General features: G+C 41.7%; 28 protein-coding genes. 7 read left to right on the top strand and 21 right to left on the bottom strand.

The window, feature by feature from the left end:
• Nucleotides 1-92: 92 nt before the first annotated feature.
• From gldD to mutY, 4 genes are all read right to left on the bottom strand, one after another.
• Nucleotides 93-653, bottom strand: a complete 561-nt coding sequence (gene gldD / locus RM553_RS09765) for a gliding motility lipoprotein GldD (RefSeq protein WP_311534735.1) — start codon at nt 651-653, stop codon at nt 93-95.
• Nucleotides 650-1972 carry a gliding motility-associated protein GldE gene (locus RM553_RS09770; RefSeq protein WP_311534736.1) on the bottom strand — a complete coding sequence of 441 codons (1323 nt, stop codon included), beginning with the start codon at nt 1970-1972 and terminating at the stop codon, nt 650-652. The genes gldD and RM553_RS09770 overlap by 4 nt, the downstream gene beginning before the upstream one ends.
• 22 nt (nt 1973-1994) lie before the next feature.
• A complete protein-coding gene (locus tag RM553_RS09775; protein ID WP_311534737.1) occupies nt 1995-2474 on the bottom strand; it encodes a single-stranded DNA-binding protein in 480 nt (159 codons plus the stop codon).
• Between the two features lie 430 nt (nt 2475-2904).
• Complete coding sequence (gene mutY, locus RM553_RS09780) at nt 2905-3951, bottom strand: A/G-specific adenine glycosylase (RefSeq protein WP_311534738.1); 1047 nt, start codon at nt 3949-3951, stop codon at nt 2905-2907.
• Between the two features lie 138 nt (nt 3952-4089).
• Here mutY and RM553_RS09785 point away from each other — a divergent pair, with 138 nt between their 5' ends.
• The 3 genes from RM553_RS09785 (at nt 4090) to RM553_RS09795 (ending at nt 6947) form a co-directional block, all read left to right on the top strand.
• On the top strand, nt 4090-4383 hold the full coding sequence (locus RM553_RS09785; RefSeq protein WP_311483323.1) for an HU family DNA-binding protein: 294 nt from the start codon (nt 4090-4092) through the stop codon (nt 4381-4383).
• A gap of 299 nt (nt 4384-4682) precedes the next feature.
• Complete coding sequence (locus tag RM553_RS09790; protein WP_311534739.1) at nt 4683-6221, top strand: Rne/Rng family ribonuclease; 1539 nt, start codon at nt 4683-4685, stop codon at nt 6219-6221.
• Between the two features lie 243 nt (nt 6222-6464).
• Nucleotides 6465-6947, top strand: a complete 483-nt coding sequence (locus RM553_RS09795; protein ID WP_311534805.1) for a regulatory protein RecX — start codon at nt 6465-6467, stop codon at nt 6945-6947.
• Nucleotide 6948: 1 nt separating this feature from the next.
• Here RM553_RS09795 and RM553_RS09800 read toward each other — a convergent pair whose 3' ends face one another.
• From RM553_RS09800 to RM553_RS09835, 8 genes are all read right to left on the bottom strand, one after another.
• Nucleotides 6949-7362, bottom strand: coding sequence for an ester cyclase (locus tag RM553_RS09800; protein WP_311534740.1), 414 nt, complete (start codon nt 7360-7362; stop codon nt 6949-6951).
• A 165-nt stretch (nt 7363-7527) separates the two neighbouring features.
• Nucleotides 7528-8409: a cupin-like domain-containing protein gene (locus RM553_RS09805; protein WP_311534806.1), complete on the bottom strand. Its 882-nt coding sequence runs from the start codon at nt 8407-8409 to the stop codon at nt 7528-7530.
• Between the two features lie 179 nt (nt 8410-8588).
• Entirely contained in the window at nt 8589-9680 is a 1092-nt protein-coding gene (bioB, locus tag RM553_RS09810; protein ID WP_311534741.1) for a biotin synthase BioB, read from the bottom strand.
• A gap of 65 nt (nt 9681-9745) precedes the next feature.
• On the bottom strand, nt 9746-10903 hold the full coding sequence (locus RM553_RS09815) for a beta-ketoacyl synthase N-terminal-like domain-containing protein (RefSeq protein WP_311534742.1): 1158 nt from the start codon (nt 10901-10903) through the stop codon (nt 9746-9748).
• Nucleotides 10904-10993: 90 nt separating this feature from the next.
• A complete protein-coding gene (locus tag RM553_RS09820) occupies nt 10994-11581 on the bottom strand; it encodes an SET domain-containing protein (protein ID WP_311534743.1) in 588 nt (195 codons plus the stop codon).
• 85 nt (nt 11582-11666) lie between these two features.
• The gene (bioA, locus tag RM553_RS09825) at nt 11667-12962 is read right to left on the bottom strand and encodes an adenosylmethionine--8-amino-7-oxononanoate transaminase (protein WP_311534744.1); all 1296 of its coding nucleotides are present in this window, start codon (nt 12960-12962) and stop codon (nt 11667-11669) included.
• A gap of 79 nt (nt 12963-13041) precedes the next feature.
• Nucleotides 13042-13656, bottom strand: coding sequence for a dethiobiotin synthase (gene bioD, locus RM553_RS09830; protein WP_311534745.1), 615 nt, complete (start codon nt 13654-13656; stop codon nt 13042-13044).
• A 2-nt stretch (nt 13657-13658) separates the two neighbouring features.
• Nucleotides 13659-14804 (bottom strand): aminotransferase class I/II-fold pyridoxal phosphate-dependent enzyme, encoded by a 1146-nt coding sequence (locus RM553_RS09835; RefSeq protein WP_311534746.1) that lies wholly within the window; start codon nt 14802-14804, stop codon nt 13659-13661.
• Nucleotides 14805-14840: 36 nt separating this feature from the next.
• On the opposite strand from RM553_RS09835, the gene RM553_RS09840 reads away from it, so the two are divergent.
• Nucleotides 14841-15272, top strand: coding sequence for an MgtC/SapB family protein (locus RM553_RS09840; RefSeq protein ID WP_311534747.1), 432 nt, complete (start codon nt 14841-14843; stop codon nt 15270-15272).
• 10 nt (nt 15273-15282) lie between these two features.
• On the opposite strand, the gene mnhG is transcribed toward RM553_RS09840, so the two are convergent.
• The 7 genes from mnhG to RM553_RS09875 are packed head-to-tail and all read right to left on the bottom strand — an operon-like array spanning nt 15283 to nt 21048.
• Nucleotides 15283-15687: a monovalent cation/H(+) antiporter subunit G gene (gene mnhG / locus RM553_RS09845; protein WP_311534748.1), complete on the bottom strand. Its 405-nt coding sequence runs from the start codon at nt 15685-15687 to the stop codon at nt 15283-15285.
• Complete coding sequence (locus RM553_RS09850) at nt 15684-15956, bottom strand: cation:proton antiporter (protein WP_311534749.1); 273 nt, start codon at nt 15954-15956, stop codon at nt 15684-15686. Before RM553_RS09850 ends, mnhG begins: the two co-directional genes overlap by 4 nt.
• Nucleotides 15953-16429 (bottom strand): Na+/H+ antiporter subunit E, encoded by a 477-nt coding sequence (locus RM553_RS09855; RefSeq protein WP_311534750.1) that lies wholly within the window; start codon nt 16427-16429, stop codon nt 15953-15955. Before RM553_RS09855 ends, RM553_RS09850 begins: the two co-directional genes overlap by 4 nt.
• An 11-nt stretch (nt 16430-16440) precedes the next feature.
• The gene (locus RM553_RS09860; protein WP_311534751.1) at nt 16441-17955 is read right to left on the bottom strand and encodes a proton-conducting transporter transmembrane domain-containing protein; all 1515 of its coding nucleotides are present in this window, start codon (nt 17953-17955) and stop codon (nt 16441-16443) included.
• The gene (locus tag RM553_RS09865; RefSeq protein WP_311534752.1) at nt 17952-18305 is read right to left on the bottom strand and encodes a Na+/H+ antiporter subunit C; all 354 of its coding nucleotides are present in this window, start codon (nt 18303-18305) and stop codon (nt 17952-17954) included. The genes RM553_RS09860 and RM553_RS09865 overlap by 4 nt, the downstream gene beginning before the upstream one ends.
• 4 nt (nt 18306-18309) lie before the next feature.
• Nucleotides 18310-18723 carry a Na+/H+ antiporter subunit B gene (locus tag RM553_RS09870; RefSeq protein WP_311534753.1) on the bottom strand — a complete coding sequence of 138 codons (414 nt, stop codon included), beginning with the start codon at nt 18721-18723 and terminating at the stop codon, nt 18310-18312.
• A gap of 15 nt (nt 18724-18738) precedes the next feature.
• Nucleotides 18739-21048 (bottom strand): putative monovalent cation/H+ antiporter subunit A, encoded by a 2310-nt coding sequence (locus RM553_RS09875; protein ID WP_311534754.1) that lies wholly within the window; start codon nt 21046-21048, stop codon nt 18739-18741.
• A gap of 418 nt (nt 21049-21466) precedes the next feature.
• Between RM553_RS09875 and RM553_RS09880 the strand changes: the two genes are divergently transcribed.
• Genes RM553_RS09880 through RM553_RS09890 form a run of 3 tightly spaced genes read left to right on the top strand, consistent with a single transcriptional unit; the run spans nt 21467 to nt 23858 of the window.
• On the top strand, nt 21467-21826 hold the full coding sequence (locus RM553_RS09880; protein WP_311534755.1) for a DUF2975 domain-containing protein: 360 nt from the start codon (nt 21467-21469) through the stop codon (nt 21824-21826).
• Nucleotides 21827-21829: 3 nt separating this feature from the next.
• A complete protein-coding gene (locus RM553_RS09885; protein ID WP_311534756.1) occupies nt 21830-22039 on the top strand; it encodes a helix-turn-helix domain-containing protein in 210 nt (69 codons plus the stop codon).
• Between the two features lie 46 nt (nt 22040-22085).
• Nucleotides 22086-23858, top strand: a complete 1773-nt coding sequence (locus RM553_RS09890) for a M61 family metallopeptidase (protein ID WP_311534757.1) — start codon at nt 22086-22088, stop codon at nt 23856-23858.
• Nucleotides 23859-24112: 254 nt separating this feature from the next.
• Here RM553_RS09890 and RM553_RS09895 read toward each other — a convergent pair whose 3' ends face one another.
• Together RM553_RS09895 and atpD are read right to left on the bottom strand one after the other, a co-directional pair.
• Nucleotides 24113-24400 carry a FoF1 ATP synthase subunit delta/epsilon gene (locus RM553_RS09895; protein WP_311534758.1) on the bottom strand — a complete coding sequence of 96 codons (288 nt, stop codon included), beginning with the start codon at nt 24398-24400 and terminating at the stop codon, nt 24113-24115.
• Between the two features lie 81 nt (nt 24401-24481).
• The gene (atpD, locus tag RM553_RS09900) at nt 24482-25993 is read right to left on the bottom strand and encodes a F0F1 ATP synthase subunit beta (RefSeq protein WP_311534759.1); all 1512 of its coding nucleotides are present in this window, start codon (nt 25991-25993) and stop codon (nt 24482-24484) included.
• Nucleotides 25994-26001 lie beyond the last annotated feature (8 nt).

Consider the following 26001-nt stretch of genomic DNA (forward strand, 5'->3'; position numbering starts at 1 on the left):
GAAAATGATCCGTACTAAACTAAAGAAGTTTTAGTGTACTATATACCGGTTTATGTGCTGATTTAATGACCCTGATACTGCCCTCAGGAAGATTATTCCCAGCTCAGGCTTTCCATGAGGTGGCGCATATCTCTTTCAATATAATCGGCTGCAGGGACTATAGAGTCATAGTTAGGCAAGCTATTGAAGTAAACAGAGCCGGTAAGAAAATGCTCTGTGCTATCAGTTAAATAAAACTGTGCCTGGGAGGCAGCATCGCCGGAAATTTCATAAAACATCCCGTATGTGTTCCTCACATCGTTTGTGTAAACATCACCTTCAATGGCGTCTGCCTTAATGGTATGCTGCAAAGGTAACTTTTGAGCATCGCGCAGCAGAGAATCCAGGTTATTATGCACCTGCTGGTAGGTGAGATAAATAGCAGCGTTCATTGATCCATAATCCAGGTTTATCCAACAGGGAGTGTTGGTAAGTGAAGGAGAAATAGCAGCAAGCTCATTTTTTTCAAAAGAATAAGGACAGCCAATATCCACGCGGGAATATTCGGCTTCAGGGTATTCCAGGGCCAGAAAAGCGCGAGGCTTAGGCTGCGGATCATCTGCACAGGCCCAAAGCAGGAAGGGAAAAATTAAAATTACATTTTTCAGCTTCATATTGGTGCGATGCTTACTTTTATTTGTTTGATTCGCCGGTCGTCTATTACCTCAACCTTAAAACTGTAATTAAGAAAAGTGATCACATCATTTTTCTTCGGAAATCCTCCCGAAATCTCCAGGAGGAATCCTGCCAGGGTTTCGGCTTCTCCTTTTTGCTCTTCAAATCCCGTGGTATCTTCCAGCTTTATGATCTTATAAAAATCCTTCAGCGGAGTTTTACCTTCAAAAATGAAGTTATTTTCATCCAGTTTTGAGAAAATAAGATCTTCATCATCAAACTCATCACTTATATCCCCTACAATTTCTTCAATAATATCCTCCAGGGAAATTAGCCCGCTGGTCCCGCCATATTCATCTACCACAATCGCCAGGTGATTTCTTTTACTCTGAAAATCGTTTAGCAAATCGTCCAGTTTTTTATTCTCAGGAACAAAATACGGCTCCCGAAGAAGGCTGGTCCATTCAAAAGTTTTTTCTTCCAGGTAAGGCAACAAATCTTTCACATATAAAATACCCGAAACATTATCTATATTCTCCTTATAAACCGGAATCCTGGAATAACCATTTTCTATAATAGCAGGAATGATTTCCTGGTAAGTATCGGCTTCATTCAGGGCGAAAATATCCATTCTTGGCCGCATAACCTGCTTGGTATCGGTATTCCCAAAGGAAACAATTCCCTGCAGGATTTTTTGCTCCTCTTTAGAAGTGTCTTCCTCGCTGGTTAGCTCCAGCGCCTGGGACAGGTGATCTATACTAATATAAGAACGCTTTTTCCCAAATTTCTCATGAATATAAAGCGTGGCTTCCCGCATAGGAGTGCTTAACGGAGATAAAAGTGTATCGAGCACATTTAGCGGATAAGCCATAAAATTAGAAAACCGGACGTTGTTCCTGCTGGCATAAACCTTCGGTAAAATTTCACCAAAAAGCAGGATGAGGAATGTAGCTACCCCCACTTCCAGCACAAACCTAAAATCTATACCCCATAGTTCGGTATCCATTCCGCCAAAAAGAGCATCGGCTAAAGAATCAAAAAGCAGGACAATGGCAATATTGATAAAGTTATTAGCAACAAGTATAGTTGCCAGCAGCTTCTTGGGTTTATCCAAAAGGCTGATAACAATTTCCTGGGTTTTGGTCCTTTTTCCATCTTCGGTTATAAAATTAGCCGGAGTAAGGGAAAAAAAAGCGACTTCGGCTCCCGAGATGAGTGCCGAGCAGAATAATAAAAGCAATAAGATAATGAGGCTTATTACCTGGGTAAAATTGAAAGCGGCCCAAAATAAAAACAAACTGGGAGGTTCCGGATCCAAAGGCGAAAATTTTAGTTAAACTCTAGAATGGCAAATCGTCTTCTTCTTCGTTTTGTCCAATCGGTTGATTTTGATTTGCAAAGGTATCATTTTTGGACTGGTTTCCAGCGCCGTATCCCTGCGAATTTTGAGTATTTTGAGCAGAAGAACCGCCTCCACTCTCTCCTTTTGGAGTTAGAAAAGTGAAGTCTGTACATTGCACCTCGGTAGAATACCTTTCATTTCCCTGGTCATCCTGCCATTTGCGGGTTTTAATACGGCCTTCCACATAAACCTTATCTCCTTTCTTGAGATATTTTTCGCAAACTTCAGCAGCTTTGTTTCTTACCACCACGTTGTGCCATTCGGTGTTGTTCACTCTTTCCCCGGTGGTTCGGTTGGTATAACTCTCATCGGTAGCCAATGGAAAACGCCCAATAACACCGCCACCTTCAAAATAATGCAGTTTTACATCATCTCCTGTGTGCCCAATGAGCATTACTTTGTTAAGTGTTCCTGTCATCTTTCTTAAATTTCTCCTGGTTGTTGTACTGAAAATTTCCGCAAAGCTAAAAATAATTAGCTTCAGGAAGATAAATCCAGGCAACCATGTTAAAAATAATAAGATGTAAAATACAGAAAATTTTGCCGGCGCAATAATCTTATCGACAGAAAATTTATATGAAAGCAGTATTGCTCTATTAAAGAGAAATGACCGCTGCAAGAATCAGGAAAAAATAGGTAGAAGAGTAAAGAGCCAAGAGGAAAGAAAAGAGAAAAAATGAGGGAAGAGTTAAAATTTAGAGCCCACCTTACAGTTTACAATATAAGCCTACAAAGTGAAGAGTGATAGGGAAATGGACAGTTGATAATGGAGAATGGAAATACAGCAATCCAAACTTTTAACTTTTTAACTCTTTTTCTTTTTAACTTGAGTTTCGGAGGAAACTCAGCTAATAATCTGAAGGTTCGTATTCATTCAGAAAATTCTGGATAAGCACCGGCACCGGATAATCTTCAATTTTATCCATGGGAATAGCCTCTGTTGACAAATTTCCACTTTCCACCAGCCAAAAGCGCGCATAAATATGCTGATGCGATAATTTGTGCACTACCGGCATTTCATTATAAAGTTGCACTGTACTGTTTTCTCCCACAGCTGCCTTCACTTCTTCTGCGGAAAGGAACTCTTTGGCAGTTAATTGCTCTTTGGTTTCAATCAGGGGGAATTCATACAAACCATGCCAGATTCCTTTGCCTGTACGCTGGTGGAGAAGTGTGGTGTTTTCCTCATTCTGAAAAACAAGATAATTAAAATACCGCTTCCTGATTTTTCCCTTTTTCAGCTTGACAGGTAAAACGCCAATCTTTTTCTGCTGAAGTGCCAGGCAACTATTATTTAAAGGACAAGTTTCGCAAAGCGGATTTTTTGGTTTGCACTGCAACGCCCCAAATTCCATTATTGCCTGGTTATAGGTAGAAGGATTATTATGGTCCAGCATCTCAGCGGCCAGCTTTTTAAATTCCCTGATCCCGGCAGGTGTATTTATAGGCGTTTCAACAGCAAAATAGCGGGCCAGCACACGATACACGTTACCGTCTACCACCGCTACCGCTTCATTGTAACAAATAGATGCAATTGCGCTGGCGGTATAATCTCCAATCCCTTTCAGTTCAAGCAGGCCTTTGTAGTTATCAGGAAAAACACCAGAAAGTTCTCCAGCTATATATTTAGCGGTTTCATGCAGGTTCCTGGCACGGGAATAATAACCCAGTCCCTGCCAGAGTTTAAGAACTTCCTGCTGCGAAGCTTCAGCCAGGTCGAAAACAGTAGGGAATGCTTCAACAAAACGATAGTAGTAAGGCATTCCCTGCTCCACCCGGGTTTGCTGCAACATTATTTCACTAAGCCATATTTTATATGGCTCACGGGTTTGGCGCCAGGGCAAATCTCTTTTATTTGTTAAATACCAGCTTACCAGCTGTCGGGAAAAATTCATAGACTAAATTATGGAATTGCAATTATAATTGTTTATTCCTTTATTATTTAATGAATTAGGCTTGAAATATTGAAGATATAATTCTTATATTTGCACCCTTGAAAATTTAAACCCCATTTATAATTAAATAGATCGAAAATGACGAAAGCAGATATCGTAGCAAACATTTCAGAAAAACTAGGAATGGAAAAAGGTGATGTTCAGGCTACTATTGAATCCTTTATGGAGGAAGTTAAAACTTCACTGGAGAGTGGAGACAACGTTTATTTAAGAGGTTTTGGAAGCTTTGTGGTTAAAACAAGGGCAGAAAAAACCGGAAGAAACATTTCTAAAAATACTACAATTAAAATTCCTGCTCATAATATTCCTGCCTTTAAACCTGCAAAAATCTTTGTAGAAGGAGTAAAGAGCAACGTTGAAGTTAAAGAATAACAGCGCTGTTTTAATACAGTTTTTATAAGAGAAAATTACTAATTAAAAAGACAACACTATGCCAAGTGGTAAAAAAAGAAAAAGACATAAGGTAGCCACGCACAAGCGTAAGAAAAGAAGAAGAGCTAACCGTCACAAGAAAAAGTAGTCTCGCACTACTTTTTTTAGTTAAAACGTTCATTGAAATCGAAACTTTAAGCATTAGGTTTAAAGTTTCTTCAGGATTGAAAACCCTGTGAGAAAATAATGTTTAATCCATCTATGTCTGCCAAGGCAGATGTGGATAAAAATCTAAAAGAGTGGACAAAGAATTAATTATCAGGTCCGAATCCTCTGCTGTAGATTTTGCCTTAACAAAAGATGGAAAACTTATTGAGCTCAACAAGGAAGAAGATGACAACAAATTTAATGTTGGCGATATTTTTATTGCCAAAATTAGAAAATCTGTCCCCGGGCTAAATGCCGCATTTGTAAATGTAGGTTATGAAAAAGATGGTTTTTTACACTATCACGACCTGGGTCCTCAAATTTCTTCTTTGCTGAAGTTCATAAAACGTGTAAGCACAGGTAAATTAAAAGATTATTCTCTAAAGAATTTTACTTTTGAAAAAGACATAGACAAAAACGGCAGTATTGCCGATGTCTTAAAGTCAAATCAATCGATACTGGTTCAGGTAGTAAAAGAACCAATCTCCACAAAAGGCCCAAGGATAAGCTCTGAGCTTTCCCTCCCCGGCCGGTACATCGTACTGGTACCTTTTTCCAACCGCATTTCGGTTTCTCAAAAAATTGAGAGCAAGGAAGAAAAGGAACGCCTTAAGAGATTGGTAAAAAGCATTAAACCCAAAGGTTTTGGGATAATTGTTAGAACCGTAGCCGAAGGCAAAAAAGTAGCAGAACTGGACAGGGACCTCCAAAATTTAATGGGTCGCTGGACAGCAATGTGCAAAAAACTGTATAAGCCACACCATCCCTCTAAAGTACTGGGCGAGCTCAACAGGGCATCTTCCCTGTTAAGAGACATTTTTAACGACAGCTTTACTTCTATAGTGGTAGATGAAGAGGCTTTATATACACAAATTAAAGACTATGTGGGCGAGATTGCCCCCGAAAAAGAATCAATAGTAAAATTGTACCAATCCAATGTACCAATCTTTGAAAAATACGGTATCGAAAGACAAATAAAAACTTCTTTTGGGCGCACCGTCTCTATGAGTAAAGGCGCCTACCTGGTGATAGAACATACCGAAGCCATGCATGTTATAGACGTAAACAGTGGTAACCGGTCTAACAAATCCAAAAACCAGGAAGATACCGCACTCGAGGTGAATTTAATAAGTGCTACCGAGATAGCCCGCCAACTAAGACTTCGCGATATGGGTGGCATTATTGTTATTGACTTTATCGATATGGGTAGAGCCGAAAACAGGAAAAAACTTTTTGATCACCTGCGAAAAGAAATGAGTGATGACAGGGCAAAACATAAGATTTTGCCACCAAGTAAATTTGGATTGATTCAAATTACAAGACAACGCGTAAGGCCTGAAATGAATATTAAAACCCGTGAGATTAACCCTAACGGAAGTGGTGAAATTGAGGCACCAATAATTTTAATAAACAAGATTAAGGCCGACTTTGAGAAATTACTTAAGAAAAATCATAAGAAGATAACTCTTAGTGCGCACCCCTTTATTGCAGCCTTTTTAACTAAAGGTTTTCCATCTCCCCGCTCGCAATGGTTTATGGACCATAAACGCTGGGTGAAAATATTACCTAGAGACGCTTACACGTATTTAGAATACCACTTTCACGATAAAGACGGGAAAGTAATTATATAACTAAAAAACGCCTTTCGTTAATTCGGGAGGCGTTTTTTTGTACTTAGAAGTTAGAAAAGAGAATTGAGATTGCTAATTTCATTTCCAATCATATCTACTTCTTCTTTCTATTCTTCACTATTCCAGTTAAGCGCTTTTTATAAATCTAATTCTTTCTGCTTTATTTTTTCCCGCTTTCCACTGAACACTTTCCTCTATATCCAATTTTTTCCAATTTCCAACTTCCTTCTTACTTTTGCTATGATGAAAAAGAACTCCTCCCATAAATCCTACACCCTAAAAGAAGCCACCCTCAAGCTGATGCAGTTCTGCGCCTACCGCGACCGCTCCCATAAGGAAGTGGAAGAAAAACTGAAAGAGATGAATATGATCCCTGCAGCCCAGGAACAAATTATTATTCAGCTGATGCAGGAAGGATTTTTAAATGAAGAACGATTTGCAAGAAGTTTTGTAAGGGGGAAATTCAGAATAAAAAAATGGGGAAGAATTAAAATAAAACAGGAGCTTAAGCTGAGGGAAATTTCCTCTCCAATAATAAAAATCGCCCTCACCGAAATTGATGAGGACGATTATTTTGCCACTCTGCACGAACTGGCAGAGAAAAAATTATCTCTTATTCCTGAGCCCAACAGCTTTAAAAAGAAGAAAAAATTAAGTGATTATCTTCTTCGCAAAGGCTATGAAGCCCACCTGGTATTTGATGTTTCCAGCAGTTTCTTTGACTAGCTTACACAGGATTTGCTCCTATTTGCTTAAGTATTCCCAGCTCATCGCTGCTTCCCCACCTTTCTACTAATTTTCCATCCTTAAAACGGCTAATTTGCATACCACGCGCCTTTATGGATTTGCCGGTCCCGGCTACTCCCATAAAATCTCCCTGGTGTGTTCCGGTAAGCGTATACGCAAAAGCCACATTATCTTCATCGGCCACCAACTGCTCTACTTCCACTTTCATGTCGGGAAATGCATTTCTCATCATGGTAAAAAAGTCGATATATCCCTGTGGGCCAGGCCCCTGATTGGGAGCAGGATCATGATCTTTTACATCATCTGCCACTAAATCCCTGATTTTTTCAAGATTTCCGGTATTTATTGCTTCTCCAAATTTTTGCTGAACTTCTTGGTTCTTTTCTTTACTCATAACAATTAATTTTTTTAATATTCTTCTCCTGAAGTTCCAAAAAGAATGCGCCTTAAAAAAATTATTTTAGAAGTTTTAGCAATGATTAACAGGGTTTAACAGCTGTGTAATCCATTAGATACCACTATAAAATGTAAAAACAAGAGAATAGAAAGAACTACTAAATTAGCTTTCTATTTTATTCTTCCGGTGGGTGCGCTTTACAGCCTGCTCATTTTTATAATCTATCCACTTCTGGCCTTTCCATTTGCGCATATAATTATCGAAGTGCCGCATAAAGATCAGGTTATAAACCGCCTTGGAAAAATTAGTAACCGTCCTGGGAGTTGCACGTAAACTCATGGAAAAACCGGCCGTTAAATATGTCATCTGGTGCCAGTATCCTTCAGGCATATAAAGTGTTTCACCATGCTTTAATTCCGTAACATAACCCCGGGCTTTTTTTAGCGCGGGAAACTTATCAAAGTCTGGATTGGTAAAATCAATATCCTCTCGTGAAATAAGGGCATGCGGGACTTTGTACAGGTACTGGCTTTCTGACGGAGGATACAAAATACATTGCTTTTTTCCGTGGAAATGGAAATGCAGGATATTGGCAAAATCGATATCGTAATGCATGAACACTTTAGAATTCTCCCCTCCAAAAAACAAGGTGGGCAACTGCTTTAAAAAGCGCAGGCCAAGATCTGGGAATTTAAAATCCTGCTGCAGCTTTGGCACCTCCTTAAGCATATGATAAAGAAATATGCGGTAATTGGTAGGTTTGGATTTCAGGAGCTCAATGTACTCAGACATTTTCATCCTGGTATGCGGCTCGTTAAATTTAAATTTTGAAGAAATAGGGCGGTCATCATATAAAGGCACCACTTTTTCTCCCGCAACCTGCTCTATATAATCCAGGTTCCATTTTTTATACGCAGGCCAGTCTTCGATAAGATGCTCTATAACCACCGGCTTTTGAGGACGCACATATTTCTCCAAAAAATCTTCTTTGGAAATACGTTCCTCCCTGGGAATTTGCTTTAATTTCAGACCTTCATCCTTCATCATCATTCAATTTCTGCACTTCTATGTTTGTTTTTTCCAGCTTGCTCAATTTAAAATTCAATCCAACTCTTCACTTTCTTTAGATTTCTTCGGAATAAAATAGCTTATTTTTTTATTCCTCTTAAAAAACATCAATCATGGCTATGATTTAGCAGATCTTATTGCCTTACCTGAAGAAATTAAGCCTTGCTTTTCAGTTTTTCCTGCGCCTGAAGGTTCCTTTCTATCACGTGTCCTGGCCTTGTCCATTTCGGTTTTTCTCCCAAAGGCCTGAATTGTGAATTTTCGGCATCCACGCTCTGTGGCTGTTCTTTTTTCTCAAACGCCTTCTGCGGATTTAAGCCCAGCGCCCTGAACATTTCCATATCTTCATTTACATCGGGATTAGGAGTAGTTAACAATTTATCCCCTGCAAATATGGAATTGGCACCGGCGAAAAAGCACATGGCCTGTCCTTCCCTGCTCATCTGGGTTCTACCCGCAGATAATCTTACCTGTGTTTCCGGCATCACAATCCTTGTAGTAGCCACCATTCTAACCATTTCCCAGATAGAAACCGGCTCCTGCTCCTCCATGGGCGTACCTTCAACCGGCACAAGTGCGTTGATCGGCACAGATTCCGGCTGCGGATTTAATGTTGAAAGCGCCACAAGCATTCCCGCCCGGTCATCGGCACTTTCCCCCATTCCTATAATCCCGCCGCTACATACCGTAACATTGGTTTTGCGTACATTATCTATGGTTTTCAGCCTGTCTTCATACCCACGGGTAGAAATCACTTCCTTATAATATTCCTCTGAAGTATCCAGGTTATGGTTATAAGCATATAAACCGGCCTCTGCAAGGCGTTGCGCCTGGTTTTCGGTGAGCATTCCCAGGGTACAGCAAACTTCCATTTCCAGTTTATTGATGGTACGTACCATCTCCAGCACGTTATCAAATTCTTCCCCGTCTTTTACATTTCTCCAGGCGGCGCCCATGCAAACTCGGGAACTTCCCGCGGCTTTTGCCCTTAATGCCTGCGCCTTTACCTGGTTTACACTCATAAGATCGTTACCATCCAGGTTGGTATGGTACCTGGCTGCCTGCGGACAATATCCGCAATCTTCAGGACAACCTCCTGTTTTTATAGATAAAAGCGTGGAAACCTGCACGGTATTGGGGTCGTGGTATTGCCGGTGCACCGTGGCCGCTTCATAAAGCAACTCCATTAAAGGTTTATTATAAATATCGAGAATTTCTTCCTTGGTCCAGTCGTGTTTTGTAGCCATGAAATTTAATTTGTATTCAAAAATAACTAAAACTGCAGTTTAATAAGCCTTCCGCGGCAAAGATTTTAAGCTTTACTAAGTAAAATCGAAACCGCATTGCCGCCAAAGCCTACCGCGTTCACCAGAATATTATCCAGTTTGCGCGGGCTTTTGCTGAATTCTGAAAAAGGCACGGGAATAAATTGCTGGTGCTGAAGCATTAAAATTGCCATTTCCATACTTAACACTCCCGAGGCGCCAAAGCTATGCCCCAGCTTCCATTTGTTAGAAGTTATCGCGGGAATTTCTTTGCCAAAAACAGCTTTTATGGCATTGACCTCAGCCAAGTCACCTTTCAGTGTTCCCGGGGCATGTGTAACCACCGCATCAACTTCATCAACATTAATATTCTTCATTGCCATTTTCATCGATTTCTGAAGGCATTCCCCTTCCGCAGAAATAGAAACGCTGTGCTTCAGTTTTTCGGTGGCATAACCTATTCCTGAAATTTGGGCTATAGCGCCGTCCTTTTTCCCCGTTTCCATACAGATAATGCCCGCCCCTTCTCCAAGCACCATGGAGTTTCGGGATTTTTGCATGTTAAGCGCCTGGCAGGGATAATCCAGATCTTCGGAAGCATAGATCTTCATGGCCTTCATTTGGGAAATGGTAAACGGGGTGAGAGCCGCCTCACTGCCACCCACCAGAAACTTATCTGCAAAACCCGCCTGCATCCAGGCAATGCCGTTCACCACAGCATGCAACCCTGTAGAACAGGTAACACTGTGCGAAAACTGCGGCCCTTCCGCCTCCAGATCCTGCCCCACCCAGGAAGAAATATTCCCTAAAGTGGTGGTTGGGGAAGCCAGGGTTTCGGCTTTTCCTTTATCGAGAAAAGATTTGTGAAATTTCTCAAACAATCCTGTAGCACCACGGGAACTGCCAATATTAATCCCAATATTGTTATCATTTTCCCAGCTGACATTCTTCACCGCCTGCCTTGCCGCGAAAATCGCGTATAACACCGAATCATCCACATATCGAAAATTGGCATTTCCAGACCGTAACTTGTCGATCTCTTCTTTTACTTTCTGCGGAAGGAACCCCGCGTAGGCCTCATCTCCTTCAAAATCTCCTTTTTTGAGGTGGTGGGCAGGGTTTAAATAATTTTGCCAGATTTCTTCTGAAGATTTTCCAAGGGCAGATACCGAAGCGATTGAAGTAATGGATACAGGATTTTTCAAAAGCTGAAATTTTTCAGCAAAAATAAGGCCTGCGGAAGCTTCTGCTAAATTTTAGGCAATAAAATTTCTTCAGAAATCCATATTCCCGGCTTAATCTTCATTATAGTAACAATGTAAAATAGATTTCATCTCCTTTTTGCCCTTTATCACCAGCAGCACTTCTTTTTGTATTTCAGCCGGAATAATTGCCCGCAAGGGCTGCGGAACGCTGTTTATATGGCCAAAAGCCTGTTGAAGCTGCCGGTCCCACAGGGGGTAAAATTTCTCCAGGTCATTGGGATAGACAACCTTTCTTTCGGTATTTTCATCTTTGGCCCTAAAAGCCTCGGTCACATTAAGATAACCATAATCGTCGGTAAGTTCTTCACCTTCCCGTATATCACGCACGGCAATTTCAAAATCGTAGGCCGTGGAGAGGCAGTTGGAGCGGAAACTATGGTTTACATATTTCGCGGTGTCCCAGCATAGTACAAAATTGCCCTTGTTGTTCCTAAAGGTATATTTATCTATCATCTGCCTTGCAAATTCGCTCATTTCCCCCACCTCTTCCGGCGTATAAATCTGGTCGAGTTCATCCTGGACCCAGGTAATCGTGCCTTTGGGAATGCGCCTTAAAGCCACCACGCCATAACCAATCTCTTCGCTGATAAAACGGATTTCCGTGTCCGGGTGCATCATAATTTCAGGATTTTATCTATTAAAATTCGCAAATAAAAGAATGCGAACACAAAGAATTTTCCATCCTGAAACGTTAAAATTTCAGCTAAAAAATTTCCAGCGCGGCTTCTATGCTTTTATAAATTTTCCCCAGCTCTTCATCTGAAGTTACGAAAGGTGCCAGGATGTAAATGGTGTTCCCCAGCGGGCGCAGAAAAATCCCGCTGTCCATAAAATGTTTAAACAACTTATTTCTAATGTTGCCGTAGCGCTCCATTTCCACATTAAGGTCGAAAGCGTAAATTACCCCAAGCTGCCTGGTATTGGTCACTTTTAGATGGCCGTTTATACGCTCGTGAAAATCCTGGTGAGATTTGGTTATTCTTTTAATATCTGCCTGGATTTCTTCGGAAAGCAATAATTGCACTCCAGCCAAAGCCGCTGCACAGGCCAGGGGATTGGCGGAATAGGTGTGCCCGTGAAAAAGTCCTTTTCCAATATCATCTGAATAAAAAGCATCGTAAATTTTTTGAGTACACGAAGTTAAACCCATGGGCAGTAATCCCGCGGTAAGCGCCTTAGACATGCAAATAATATCAGGCTTGGTTTCCAGGTAATCTGAAGCGAAATATTTCCCGGTTTTGCCAAAACCAGTCATCACCTCATCTGCCACACAAATAATTTCATTCTCCTTACAAATTTGAAGGATTCGCTCCAGGCCTTCGGCATCATGCATTTTCATCGCGGCTGCGCCCTGTACCAGGGGTTCATAAATAAAACCGGCGATTTTATATTCAGTAATCAGATTTTTCAGCTTTCTTATCACCTCAGCATTATTCTCTCCCGTAGGCACGGGAATACGTACCACGGCTATAAAATGCTCTTCAAAAGCGCCATTATAAACCGAAAGACCAGAGACAGACATAGCCCCAAAAGTATCGCCATGAAAACCTTCTTCAAAAGCCAGCATCACCTTACGGTCATTCCCGAGGTTATGATGGTACTGCAATGCCATTTTTATGCCGATTTCGGTTGCCGTGGAACCGTTATCGTTAAAGAAAAGCTTCTGCTGGCCGGCAGGCAAAATCTGCATCAAAGCTTCTGAAAGTTCTACCGCAGGACCATGGGTAAAGCCGCTAAACACCACCTGGTCCAGGTTTTTCATCTGTTCCGAAACCCTGGAAGTTATGTATTCATTGCAATGTCCGTACATACAGGTGTACCAGGAAGCAATCCCGTCTATATATTCTTTGCCATCCTCGCCATACAAAATCGCGCCTTTGGCTTTGGTAATCGCCAGCATATCCGGATAAATCTTATGCTGGGTAAGCGGGTGCCAAAGGTGTTTTTTATCCCTTTCTGAAAGTTTTTGCTCTTTTATATTTTGATTGAAATCTGACATAATCCTTTTTGTTTATTCCCTTGTTTGCCAGACCTCACAGGTTTTAGAAACCTGTGAGGTCTTTTTAACCTGGAGAAACTTATAATCTACTTCTAAAAATTTCAGCGTATTCTTTTACCACATTCCGGTCAAAATAAGGTTCCTGCTCAATTCTTCCCAATATCTGCACCCCGCCCATTTTACTGATGATTTCCTCGGAAGAAGGGTTTTCCTCACCGCTAAAGATAATTCCGAAGCAATCAAGCCCACGATTTTTGAGGGCTTCCAGGCTAAGCAAGGTATGGTTGATGCTGCCCAGGTAGTGCCTCGAAACCAGAATCACCTTATATTCGGGTTTGATGAGATCTAAAATGGTTTCTTTATCGTTAATTGGCACCAGCAGGCCGCCTGCACCTTCAATAACCAGGTGGTTTTCAGTTTTAGGTTCGATGATTTTTTCCGAAGCCACTTCAACATTATCAATTTCAGCGGCCGCATGCGGGCTCATGGGGGTATTCAAAGCGAAAGCATTGGGATGAAAAACCGTTTTTTTATTGCTGATAAATTTCCCGATTTTATGGGTATCGGAATTTGCCAAATCTCCCGCCTGTATAGGCTTCCAGTAATCGGCTTCCAGGGCTTCGGTAACAATGGCCGAAACTATGGTTTTCCCCACTTCCGTTCCTATGCCGGTGATAAAATATTTATTTTTCATGGTTAAATTGAATTCGATAACAATTGCAAAACACGTTTTATTTCTTCTTCTGAATTAAAAGAATGCAGGCAGAACCGCAGCCGCTCTTTTCCCACGGGCACCGTAGGAGACAATATTGGTTTTACCGAGTAACCTCCTTTCCTAAGTTTTTCTGAAGCCGCCTTTACTTCAGCATTGCCGGGAACAATACAACTTTGGATCGCCGAATCGCTTTTCACAAAGCTGGTTTGCAAATTGTATTTTTTAAGCTGCGCCCTGAAGTAACTGATGTTTTTAGTCAACTGCTGAAGCTGCTGCCCGGCCTCTTCAGCTAAATATTGATAGGCAGAGAAAATTGTGGCTACGGAATGTGGCGGCAAAGCGGTGGTAAAAATAAAGCTTCGGGCAAAATTGATGAGATAATCCTTAAGCCGATTGCTGCCTAAAATGGCGGCGCCATGACAACCCAGGGCCTTCCCGAAGGTACTAACGCGTGCAAACACCTGCTCTTCCAGCCCAAGTTGCTGCACAAGGCCTTCTCCATTTTCTCCAAGAACCCCGGTAGCATGGGCTTCGTCTACAATCAGGAAAAAATTATTTTCCGAAGAGAAATCGGCTAAAGATTTGAGATCAGGAGCGTCCCCGTCCATAGAAAAAATGGATTCGGTTACTATAAAAATATCGCCGTTTTGGGGTTTCACTTTTTTGATCCTCAATTTCAAACTATCTAAATCGTTATGCCGAAAATTGAAAGATTTGGCATTGCTCATTTTTATTCCATCGCGAATAGAGGCATGCACCAATTCATCATAAAATATAAAATCGCCGCGTTGTGGTACTGCTGAAAAAAACCCAATATTGGCATCGTAACCCGAATTGAAAATAAGGGCTGCTTCCGCATTATGGAATTTCCGTATAAATTCTTCAGCTATATCATAAAGATGGTGGTTCCCAGAAAGCAGTCGGGAACCGGTGGCGCCGTTTTGCACCAAATTAAACTGCTTCAAAATTTCTGCTGCATTTTCAAAAATCGTTTCAGAAGAAGAGAAACCCAGGTAGTCGTTAGAAGAAAAATCGCAGAGTTGCCGGCTACTTCCAAGGGTGCGAAAAGCCAACTGCCGTTTCCTGTTCTCAAGGCTTTTCTCTAATTTTAATGGTAACTTGGACATAAGAACAAAATTACAACTTTAGAAAAGTCTGAAGATATGGAATGGCAGGAATTTGCTTTGCGAACGGGATTGGCAGCTGTTGCCGGATTACTAATTGGCCTGGAAAGAGAACTGAAAGGCAAAAACGCGGGTTTGAGGACCAATTGCCTTGTTGCCCTTGGCTCCTGTGTATTTATCCTGCTTTCCCTAAGATTTTACAATGACGATAATGTGGATATTACCCGTGTGCTTGGGCAGGTTGTGGTGGGCATTGGTTTTATTGGCGCCGGCACCATTTTACAACACGGCAAAAATGTAAAAGGCCTCACTACGGCAGCCACCGCCTGGTGCAGCGCAGCTGTTGGTTCTATAGCCGCGTTCGGGCTTTACCAGGAACTTGCCGTGATTAGCCTCTTTATCCTGGCGATTAACCTTGGCTTTAGCGCCTTTGAGAAAAAGGTATTAAAGGACAAGCCAGACGAGGAATAGCTGGCTGAAGCTATTTATCTTCCATTTTGGTATGGTCTATATTGTCTTCAGGGGTATCGTCTATTTCACTTTTTAGAACATGGGAATTCTTCTGATATTTTCCACGAAGATCGTCCATAACCGATTTCTTCCAGAGTTTAATTCCTATAAAATAAGAAGCCCTTCCTATAAGGTGCGCGCTAACCGGCGCGGTAAGGAAAATAAAAATCACGATTACCTGGGAGCGGGAAGTGGTGGAAAGATCGTTAAAATGAAGCGCAACGGCTATTAAGAGCAATCCAACACCCAGCGTTGCCGCCTTGGTGGTTACCGATATACGTAAATAGGTATCGGGCATCCTTACCAGCCCAACGGCCGCGAGCAGCACGAACAGGGCTCCAAAAGTTACAATTACGGCTATTACAGTAGAACTCATTTTCTATTTCTTTTTTCAAGATAATAAGACAGGGCTACGGTACTAAGAAAAGCGATTAACGCCAGGATCATGGCAACATCCAGAAGAGCCGATTTGCCCGAAAGGATGCTGTAAACACTTATAATCCCAATTCCTGTTGTAATTAAAAGGTCCAGCGCAATTACCTTATCTGCGATATTGGGCCCTTTAAGGAAGCGATAAACAATAAGGATTATCGCCACCATAAGTACGGGTAAAATAATATAATATAAGTATTCGTTTAGCGTCATCTCAAAATTTCCAAAATCCGTTTTTCAAAACCATTTTTTATGCTATCAATAAAATCCTGCCTGTCTTTTATATACATAGCATGAACATACAGCACCTTCCTGTCGTTTGAAACATCGAGGCTTAAAGTGCCCGGGGTGAGCGAAATTAAATTGGCCAGCAGGGTAATCCCGATATTCGACTTTACATCCAGCGGAATTTTTACAATCCCGGGCTTCATCCTGTAATGGGGCGTGATCACCTCATATGCCACCTGCAGGTTTGCCTTTATCAGCTCGTAAAAGAAATACAGGATAAAAACAATAATACGGGGAACAATAGTAAAATATTTGGCTGTCCCCGAGCCCCTTGTAATCACCCTGAGGATTATAAAACTCAGCACAAAGCCAAACAGGTAATTGGCGAAGTTAAAATTCCCCGTTAAGGCTACCCATACCAGGGTAAGCAGTAAATTTGATACAAACCTGTTCTTCATTCTTCAATCATTTACATACCGCCGTGCAGGACAGCATCTATATACTGATTACTATTTATCAACTCATCTGCGATTCTGGAAGACAGCAGCTGAACATGCTCTGCCCCAAAACCAATGTAAAGCGACACAAGGCTTAGAAAAACAACAGGAGCAACAAATTGCAGCTTTCTAAGTTTGCTAATATCGCTGAAATATTCAAAGCTGGAATGCCTTGGCCGTTCTTCAGGCGTTTTCCAGAAAACCTCGGCCCACAATTTCGCAATGATCACCAAGGTAATAAAACTGGCAAAAATGATGGCGCCAATTGTCCAGTAGTTTCCTCCGGAGAAACCTGCCTGGATCAAAGAGATCTTAGGCCAGAAACCCGACAGAGGCGGAATTCCAACCAGGGAAAACAGGGGAATAAATAACAGTAAGCTGAGTTTTGGATACTGCGCGTAAAATCCACCAAGCACTTTCATGCTGTTGGAAGCCTTGATTTTATAAAGGAGACCGCTAAGCATGAATAAATTTGTTTTAACCACAATATCGTGGATAAGGTAAAAAACCGCTCCGGCAACAGCAACTTCAGTAAACATGCCCAGCCCGGCGATCATATACCCAATATGGCAAATAATAAGATATGAGAAAACCTTTCTCACGTTATTTTGTACCAGCGCTCCCAACCCACCGCTGATTAAGGTGAAAATTGCCACGGCAATAAGGATCTGGTCCAGGAAAACATCTCCCACAAAGATGAGCGTAAAAACACGAATAAGCGCGTACACCCCAACTTTTGTTAGCAATCCCCCAAAAATAGAAGAGACTGCAGACGGCGGGGTATGATATGAGGCGGGCAACCAGAAATACAAAGGAAAAACCGCTGCTTTAATCCCGAAGCCTATCAGGAACAAAATTGCTGTTACTTCAACAAGGCCACGGTTTTCTACCGCGGCTACCTTGCCGGCGAGATCGGCCATATTAAGGCTTCCCGTTAAACCATATAAAACCGCTATGGCCGTTAAAAAGATTATAGACGCAAGTATATTCAGCGTAAAATATTTTACAGCCCCTTCCAGCTGGGCTTTTTCACCGCCAATGGTGATAAGTACAAAAGAACTGATAATGATAATCTCAAACCATACATACAAATTAAAAATATCTCCTGTTAGAAAAGCCCCGTTAAGGCCCAGGAGCAGGAAGTGGAAAATGGGGAAATAGCCAAACCGCAACCTGTCTGGTATTACCGAGCCAGAGGAGAAAACGGAAACTGCGAGACCCGAAATTGCCGTAAGCAGCACCAGGGTAGCCGAAAAAGTATCGGCGGCAAAGGTAATCCCGAAGGGCGCCTCCCAGTTCCCCGCCTGAACAGAATAAATCCCATTTTGCCAGATTTCAGAAAAAATCCAGATGGTAAGAGCCAGATTGGCGCTACTTCCAATAATACTGATAACGCGTTGCGCATTAATCCTGTTCCAGAAAAACATCAGGAGAATGGCAAGCAGAATCTGCAGAAAGAGGGGATATATTATAATTTGCTGTGTCATGAATCTTCGTCGGTTGCGTTCATTTCATCTAAATCATCGGTCTTCACTACTTTATGCGCCCTTCTTACCAGGATAATGGCAAAAGACTGAAGGCCGAAGCTAATCACGATCGCAGTTAATATTAATGCCTGGGGAACGGGATCGGCATAGGCATCCAGGAAAACTTCAGAATTTTCGGGAATAATAGGCGGCGCGCCTTTGGTAATCCTTCCTAAAAGAAAGATCAGCAGGTTTGCGCCATTTCCAATAAGAATAATCCCAATGATAAGCTTTACCAGGCTGCGGCGCAAAATCATGTAAATGCCGGCAGCGTAAAGAATCCCTATCATTAAAGCTAAAAGTATCTCCATTGCGTTAAGCCGATTCTGTAATTGTGAAAATTATCGTTAGGGTTACGCCAACCACTACCAGGTAAACCCCAATATCAAAAAACATGGCAGAGCCTATAGAACCCAGCACGGGAATATGCCCATGCATCCAGAGGCCTGTCATAAAAGGCATATCTGCAAAAAGCACGGGTGCCATTCCGCTTAAAAAAGAAACTGCCAATCCGGTAGGCATAAGAAATCCGGGATGAATCTTCAGCAGCTCCTTGGTGTTTTTTAATCCGTTGGCGAAGGAATGCAACACAAAAGCGATGGCTGCAATAAGGCCTCCAACAAAGCCTCCACCAGGCAGGTAGTGCCCTCTTAGCAAAATAAAAATAGAAAACAGCAAAAGTACCGGCAAGAGGTAATTAGACGCTGTTCTTAATATTAATGTTTTCATGCGTTATTCTACTAATTATTTTACTCTATCTGAACTTTTCAGCCTAAGCTTCAACAATCCAAATACGCCAATTGCCGATATGGCCAAAACCGAAATTTCTATCATCGTATCTGCCCCCCTGAAATCTACCAATATCACATTTACCACGTTTTTCCCATGAGCCATAATGTAGGCATTTCTGGCGTAGAAATCCCCAATCTCATTATGTACAGGTTCAGAAAGTACTTCCAAAGCCAAAATTCCCACAATTAGCCCGAAGGCGCAGGAAATAATCCCGTCTTTAATCCGCATCTTATAATCAGACAGCGTTAAATATCGCGGCAATTTATATAAAACCAGGACAAATAAAATTACGGTAAGGGTATCTATTGAAAACTGCGTCATTGCCAGATCCGGCGCGCTGTAAAAAACAAAAATGAGGCAAATGGCAAGGCCAATCACCCCCATAGCTGCTACTGCTGCCAGCCTGGAACCTGTAAAAACGGTATAAAAAACACCAACAATTAAAATAACGGTCGCTACTATTTCATATATTGAAAGCTTGGTGAGAGAGGAATAATCCAGGTCCAGCTTCGTATTTCCAATCATGGTATATCCCACCAGTACTACAAGAAAGACAATAATTGTAGAAACATAATTTCTTAAATACCCATTCTGAAATATCTTTGTCCAGTAGGCTGAAAAAATGATAAAACCGCTATTAAGTTTTTCAAGGATCGTTTTGGGCGAAGCAGGATTAAACCTTGAGATAAAACCTACCAATTTCTCTGAAGGCTTTATAACAAAATACATTATGGTTCCTACCACAATGGTCACGAGACTAAGAATAAAAACCATATTAAAGCCGTGCCACAAGGCAAGGTGGATTTCTTCCGGATTTTGCCCCAATGCGGTAACCACTGGTTTTATGATGTTATCCTGAATAAGCGCGGGAAAAATCCCAAAGGCCATTCCCAATGTTGCCAGCAACAATGGTGGCAGCCACATTACCAAAGGAGGCATATGGATTTTCTGAAAACGCTCCGGCAGCTTCCCCTTAAACGGACTTATTCCTGCCACAAAACCTGCCCACAGCAATAAAATCTTCGTGACAACTATAGAAACAACAAGAAGAATATTGAAAACTTCAGGATGCAGCGTTCCTTCGTAGGTAAGCTCTTTCCCCAAAAATCCAATACTTGGGGGAATTCCCGCACTCGATATCGCCGCGAAAAATCCCGCAACGGCCACCGGCATTAAAACTTTGCGAAGCCCTGCCAGGGCAGTCACATCCCTTGTGCCTGTTTCATGGTCTATAATTCCGGTTACCAGGAACAAAGTCGCTTTATACAAAGCATGTACTATAATAAAAACAGCCGCTGCCAAAAAGGTATCCCGGGTACCCATTCCTATGAGAAAAACCAAAATTCCCAGCGCCGATATTGTGGAATAAGCAAGTATGCCTTTTAAGTCTGTCCTGAAAAGCGTGTGCACGGCAGAATAAACCATGGTCACCGCCCCTACTATAATTAATGTGGTATTCCAGATTTCTTCACCTCCTAAAACAGGCGTCATCCTCATTAACAGATAAATCCCTGCCTTTACCATGGTAGCCGAATGCAGGTAGGTAGAAACCGGTGTAGGAGCCTTCATGGCGCCAGGAAGCCAGAAGTGGAAAGGAAACTGGGCCGATTTTGTAAACGCCGCTATAAAAATAAAAATCACGGCGATCACATAATACTCATGTCCAGCTATCGCTTCTTTCATGTTCAGCATTTCAGAAATGCTGTAGGTGCCTGATATATTTCCAAGCACCAGGCCGGCCAGCAGGAGGAACAAACCACCTATTCCCGTTATTCCCAATGCCGTTAAAGCCGATTTTCTTGAAGCTTCGCTGGTATTATTGAAACCAATCAGGAAAAAAGAACTAATACTGGTTAATTCCCAAAAGGTAAACAGGGAGATCATGTTATCTGAAAGTACCAGCCCAAGCATCGCCCCCATAAAAGCGGCCAGGTAACCGTAAAACCTGTCCAGATATTCGTGCCCTTTCAGGTAAGAAGAAGTATAGGCAAACACCAGAAAGCCTATTCCTGTAATCATCAGGGAAAAAAGGAGAGACAAACCATCGAGTGTAAAACTAAGGTTCACGCCAAAAGACGGCACCCACTGGTAAGTTTGTCTGATAACTTCCCCACTGCCAACTTCAGGAATAAACCTGCAGAAATAAATAAAAAGTCCCAGCGGGATAAGAGAGGCCAGAACCGAGAATTTTCCTTTGAAAAATTTTCCCGCAAAGACCAGGAAAACTGCAAATAAAAATCCTAAAAGTATTGCTGTGAGCATATTTTCGAAAAAATTCCGTGTCTAGGCAAATATAATAGTATTTATTAAGTTTTTGGAAATTGAAGAAGCACTTATCTGCTGCTGCAGATGCTAAAAGAAAAAGATTAAGTTTTGCCTTCCTCTAAGGCAGGACATTAGAAGTATCTTCTTGAAGATAATGAAATTTCTCTATTACATTTTACTTAAAAATAATTCAGATAAAGCCTTCTAAAAAAATTATCGAATATCAATAATTATATCTATGTTTGTTATTGATAAACGATAATAACTAAAAATATGAATCCTTCAAAAGTATTGAAATCCATACTGGACATCAGCTTTATTAATATTAGGCTGGAGTATCCTACTGATTTTCTTTATTTACACTGTTACCGGCGGTACGATAGAATATCCCGTCAAACGATTTTCAGGAGATTTTGTGGTAGATTCAACTACCTCCCTCATCATTACCTTGATACACTTTCTTTTTAACTACAGCTTCATGATATACCTTGTCTATCTCATCAGGAAACTGTTGCGAAACCTTATTCAGGGTCCGTTATTCACCAGGTACCAGATTGCAGGTTTTAACTTAGTGGGCCAGTTAATTATCTGGTATATCGTTATTGATGCCATAGGGGAATTTGTAATAAAAATGCTCATAGAAAGCAGAATGGAATTTAACATCAGCTTCCCGGACTTCTGGTTATTTATTGCTCTGGGCGCATTTTTCATGTTCCTGGGAAGGATTTTTCAAAGTGCCAGAACACTAAAAGAAGAAAACGAGCTAACCGTCTAAGCTATGCCGATAATGATTAATTTAGACGTGATGCTGGAAAAGCGGAATATGAAAAGCAATGAACTTGCTGATAAAATAGGGATTACCACCGCCAACCTTTCTATTTTAAAAACCGGAAAGGCCAAAGCTGTGCGGTTCTCTACTTTGGAAGCCATTTGCAGGGCGCTGAATTGCCAGCCGGGAGATATTCTGAAATATACCGAAGAAGAATAACAGCCTTTTCTGATATTCTTTTTAATTTACCGCCAAAAACTTTCACATGCGCCTATTAATCGCTTTTTTACTGGTTTCTGTAACTTGTTTTGGACAGACCAACACCTACAATGTTTCTTTTAAAAACGCTATACATCACGAGGCAAATATCAAAGCCACTTTTCCAGAGCTGAATTCTGAAGTGCTTACCCTCCGGATGAGCCGCACTTCTCCAGGGAGGTATGCCCTGCACGAGTTTATTAAAAATGTTTACGGCGTAAAAGCCACCAACAGCAAAGGGGAAGAACTGGAAGTAACCAGGCCCGATGCCTATTCCTGGGAAATTTCCGGCCATGACGGCACCGTAAATATAGAATATACACTTTTTGCCAACCGTGCCGATGGCACTTACACGCAGGTGGATTTAACTCATGCACACCTAAATATTCCCGCCACTTTTATTTATGCTGAAGAATTAAAGCAGCGCCTCATAGAAGTGACTTTTAATACTGAAGGTCATCCGGACTGGAAAATTGCCACCCAGCTGAAGCATTTAAACGGAAATAAGTATTTTGCTCCCAATCTTTATTATTTTATGGATAGCCCAACAGAGATCAGTGATTTTGATCTGAGGGAATATACGGTAGACGGGCAAAATATCCGGTTTGTGTTGCACCACCCCGGCACCGAACAGGAATTTGACAAATACTGGGAGCAGGTTAAAAAAATCGTGGCGCAGGAAAAAGCGGTTTATGGAGAACTGCCCGATTATGATTTTGGCGAATATACCTTCCTCGCCTGTTATATGCCCAATGTATCCGGCGACGGAATGGAACATCGCAACAGCACCGTTTTAACCGATGTGGAAAGCTTAGCCGAAGGTGGAATGAAGGGAAATATAGGCACAGTTTCCCACGAATATTTCCACTCCTGGAACGTGGAACGCATCCGGCCAAAATCTTTGGAGCCGTTTAATTTTAGCGAAGCCAATATGAGTGGCGCCCTTTGGTTTGCCGAAGGATTTACCAGTTATTACACCGGTCTTATCCTTTGCCGCGCCGGCATCACCACTCCTGAAGAATATGTAAACAGCCTCAACGGCCCCTTTAATTACGTATGGAACTCTCCGGCAAGACAATATTTTAATCCGATTGAAATGAGTTTCCAGGCACCTTTTGTAGATGCGGCAACTTCAGTAGACCCCGTGAACCGCCAGAACACGTTTATTTCCTATTATTCCTACGGAAGTATTCTTGGACTTGCGCTGGACCTTAAACTGAGAGAAAAAGGCCTTAACCTGGATGATTTTATGAAACTCGTTTGGGAAACTTACGGCGAACCTGAAAACCCTTATACCATTGACGACCTGGAATTAAGTTTAAGTAAATACGCAGGCAAGGAATTCGCTTCAGACTTTTTCAGCAATTATATCTACCACAGCAATATGCCCGATTATAAAAAGCTTTTTGCAAGCGTTGGATTAGATATCTCCCAAAATGAAAGTGAGGCTTATATTGGTGCTTCTGTGAGTGATACAGAAAAGGGACTTGTAATTAGCCGGGGACCGCAAAAAGGAACTCCTGCATATATCGCGGGGCTGGAAGAAGGAGATAGAATTAACACTATTAATTCCACCCAAATCAGCAATAAAGAGGAATGGGATCAAAAAATGGCAAATTTTGAACCCGGTGACACATTTAAAATCAGTGTTACCAGTTACGGTATGGAACGAACAGCAGAGGTAAAACTTCAGCCGGACCCAACCTACAATATAAATATTGACGAAAATGCTTCTGCTTCAGCAAAAGCAGCGAGGGAAAAATGGCTTTCAGCTAAATAAAAATTTAGCGAAAGAGGGAATGAGTGAAGAAGAGAAGGAGCTAAAATCCTTTTTCTTTTTCAGATAAGAACCCTTTTTTAGCGCTTTGTATCGTTTATTGCACTCCAACAGCCAGTACTGTGATCCAATCCTTTTTCTTCCTATAGATTAGACCTGCCAGATTTTAAAAATCCTGCCAAATCTTTTTAGCAAAAAAGCCTGTCATGAAATAATCATAACAGGCTTTTTATTATTATCGAGCAATTCTCAGGGCTTTAATCGGCCAGGATAATCGCTTTATTGTCCTTCATTTCAAGAACCCCGCCCTCAATGGCATAATACAGTACATTAGCCTCTGAAGAAGACTTCCTGATCTCCTTATTAAAATTTTCGGTTTCCGCACCAGCCGAAAGGTTGATTTTCACCTCCCCTTTGGTTAATGTAGAAACTATAGGCGCGTGATTGTTGAGCATCTGAAATTCACCGTTCTGGCCGGGTACTTTTACCGCATCCACTTCAGCTTCAAAAACCACTGCTTCAGGAGTTACTATTTCTAAATACATGTTTATTGGTATTGAGCACTGAGTATTGAGCAGTTAGTTTGAATAATATCGCAATACTAACTACTCAATACTCAATACTATTTAAGATTCAGCCAACATTTTTTCTCCGGCCTCAATCGCGTCTTCAATGGTACCCTTCAGGTTAAAGGCCGCTTCGGGCAGGTGATCCAGTTCACCATCCATAATCATATTAAAGCCTTTAATGGTATCTTTAATATCTACCAAAACTCCTTTTAGGCCCGTAAACTGCTCGGCCACGTGGAATGGCTGGGAAAGGAAACGCTGTACACGTCTTGCACGGGAAACGGCAAGTTTATCTTCTTCAGAAAGTTCTTCCATACCAAGAATGGCAATAATATCCTGCAATTCTTTATAACGTTGCAACAACTCTTTTACTCTTTGGGCACAGTTGTAATGATCTTTTCCTAAAATTTCAGGAGTAAGAATCCTTGAAGTGGAATCTAATGGATCTACCGCGGGATAGATACCCAGCTCGGCAATTTTTCGTGAAAGTACGGTGGTTGCATCCAGGTGGGCAAAAGTTGTTGCCGGCGCGGGATCGGTAAGGTCATCCGCAGGTACGTAAACCGCCTGTACAGAAGTAATCGATCCGTTTTTGGTTGAGGTAATTCGCTCCTGCATCGCACCCATCTCGGTTGCAAGTGTAGGCTGATACCCTACCGCTGAAGGCATACGGCCAAGAAGTGCGGACACCTCTGAACCTGCCTGCGTAAAACGGAAAATATTATCTACAAAGAAAAGAACGTCTTTTCCCTGTCCTTCTCCCGCTCCGTCACGGAAATATTCAGCTATGGTCAAACCTGAAAGGGCCACACGCGCACGTGCTCCCGGTGGTTCGTTCATTTGCCCGAATACAAAGGTTGCCTTGGAATCTTTCATGGCATTTTTATCTACCTTCTGAAGGTCCCATCCGCCTTCTTCCATAGAGTGCATGAAATCTTCCCCGTACTTGATAATTCCAGATTCAAGCATCTCTCTTAAAAGGTCGTTACCTTCCCTTGTTCTTTCACCTACCCCGGCGAATACCGAAAGACCACCATGGCCTTTGGCAATATTATTAATAAGCTCCTGGATAAGTACTGTTTTACCAACACCGGCACCTCCAAAAAGACCAATTTTCCCTCCTTTGGAATAAGGCTCGATAAGATCGATCACTTTAATCCCGGTAAAAAGCACTTCAGTAGAAACAGATAAATCTTCAAATTTTGGCGCTTCACGGTGAATTGATAGACCATCTTTTCCTGACTTTGGAAGATTTCCAAGGCCGTCAATCGCGTCTCCAATTACATTGAACAACCGGCCATAAACATCGCCTCCAACGGGCATTTGTATAGGAGAACCTGTGGCAAGCACTTCAACTCCCCTGCTCAAACCGTCGGTAGAGTCCATCGATATTGTTCTTACAGTATCTTCACCAACGTGAGACTGTACCTCCAACACCAAAGTGGAACCGTCTTTTCTTGAAATTTCAAGAGAATCGTAAATTCTCGGCAATTCACTGTTTTCTGTGTCGAACACAACATCAACCACAGGACCAATAATCTGGGCAACTTTACCTGTTACTTTAGACATTATCTAAT

The sequence above is a fragment of the Autumnicola tepida genome (genome assembly GCF_031846485.1).
Taxonomy (GTDB): domain Bacteria; phylum Bacteroidota; class Bacteroidia; order Flavobacteriales; family Flavobacteriaceae; genus Autumnicola; species Autumnicola tepida.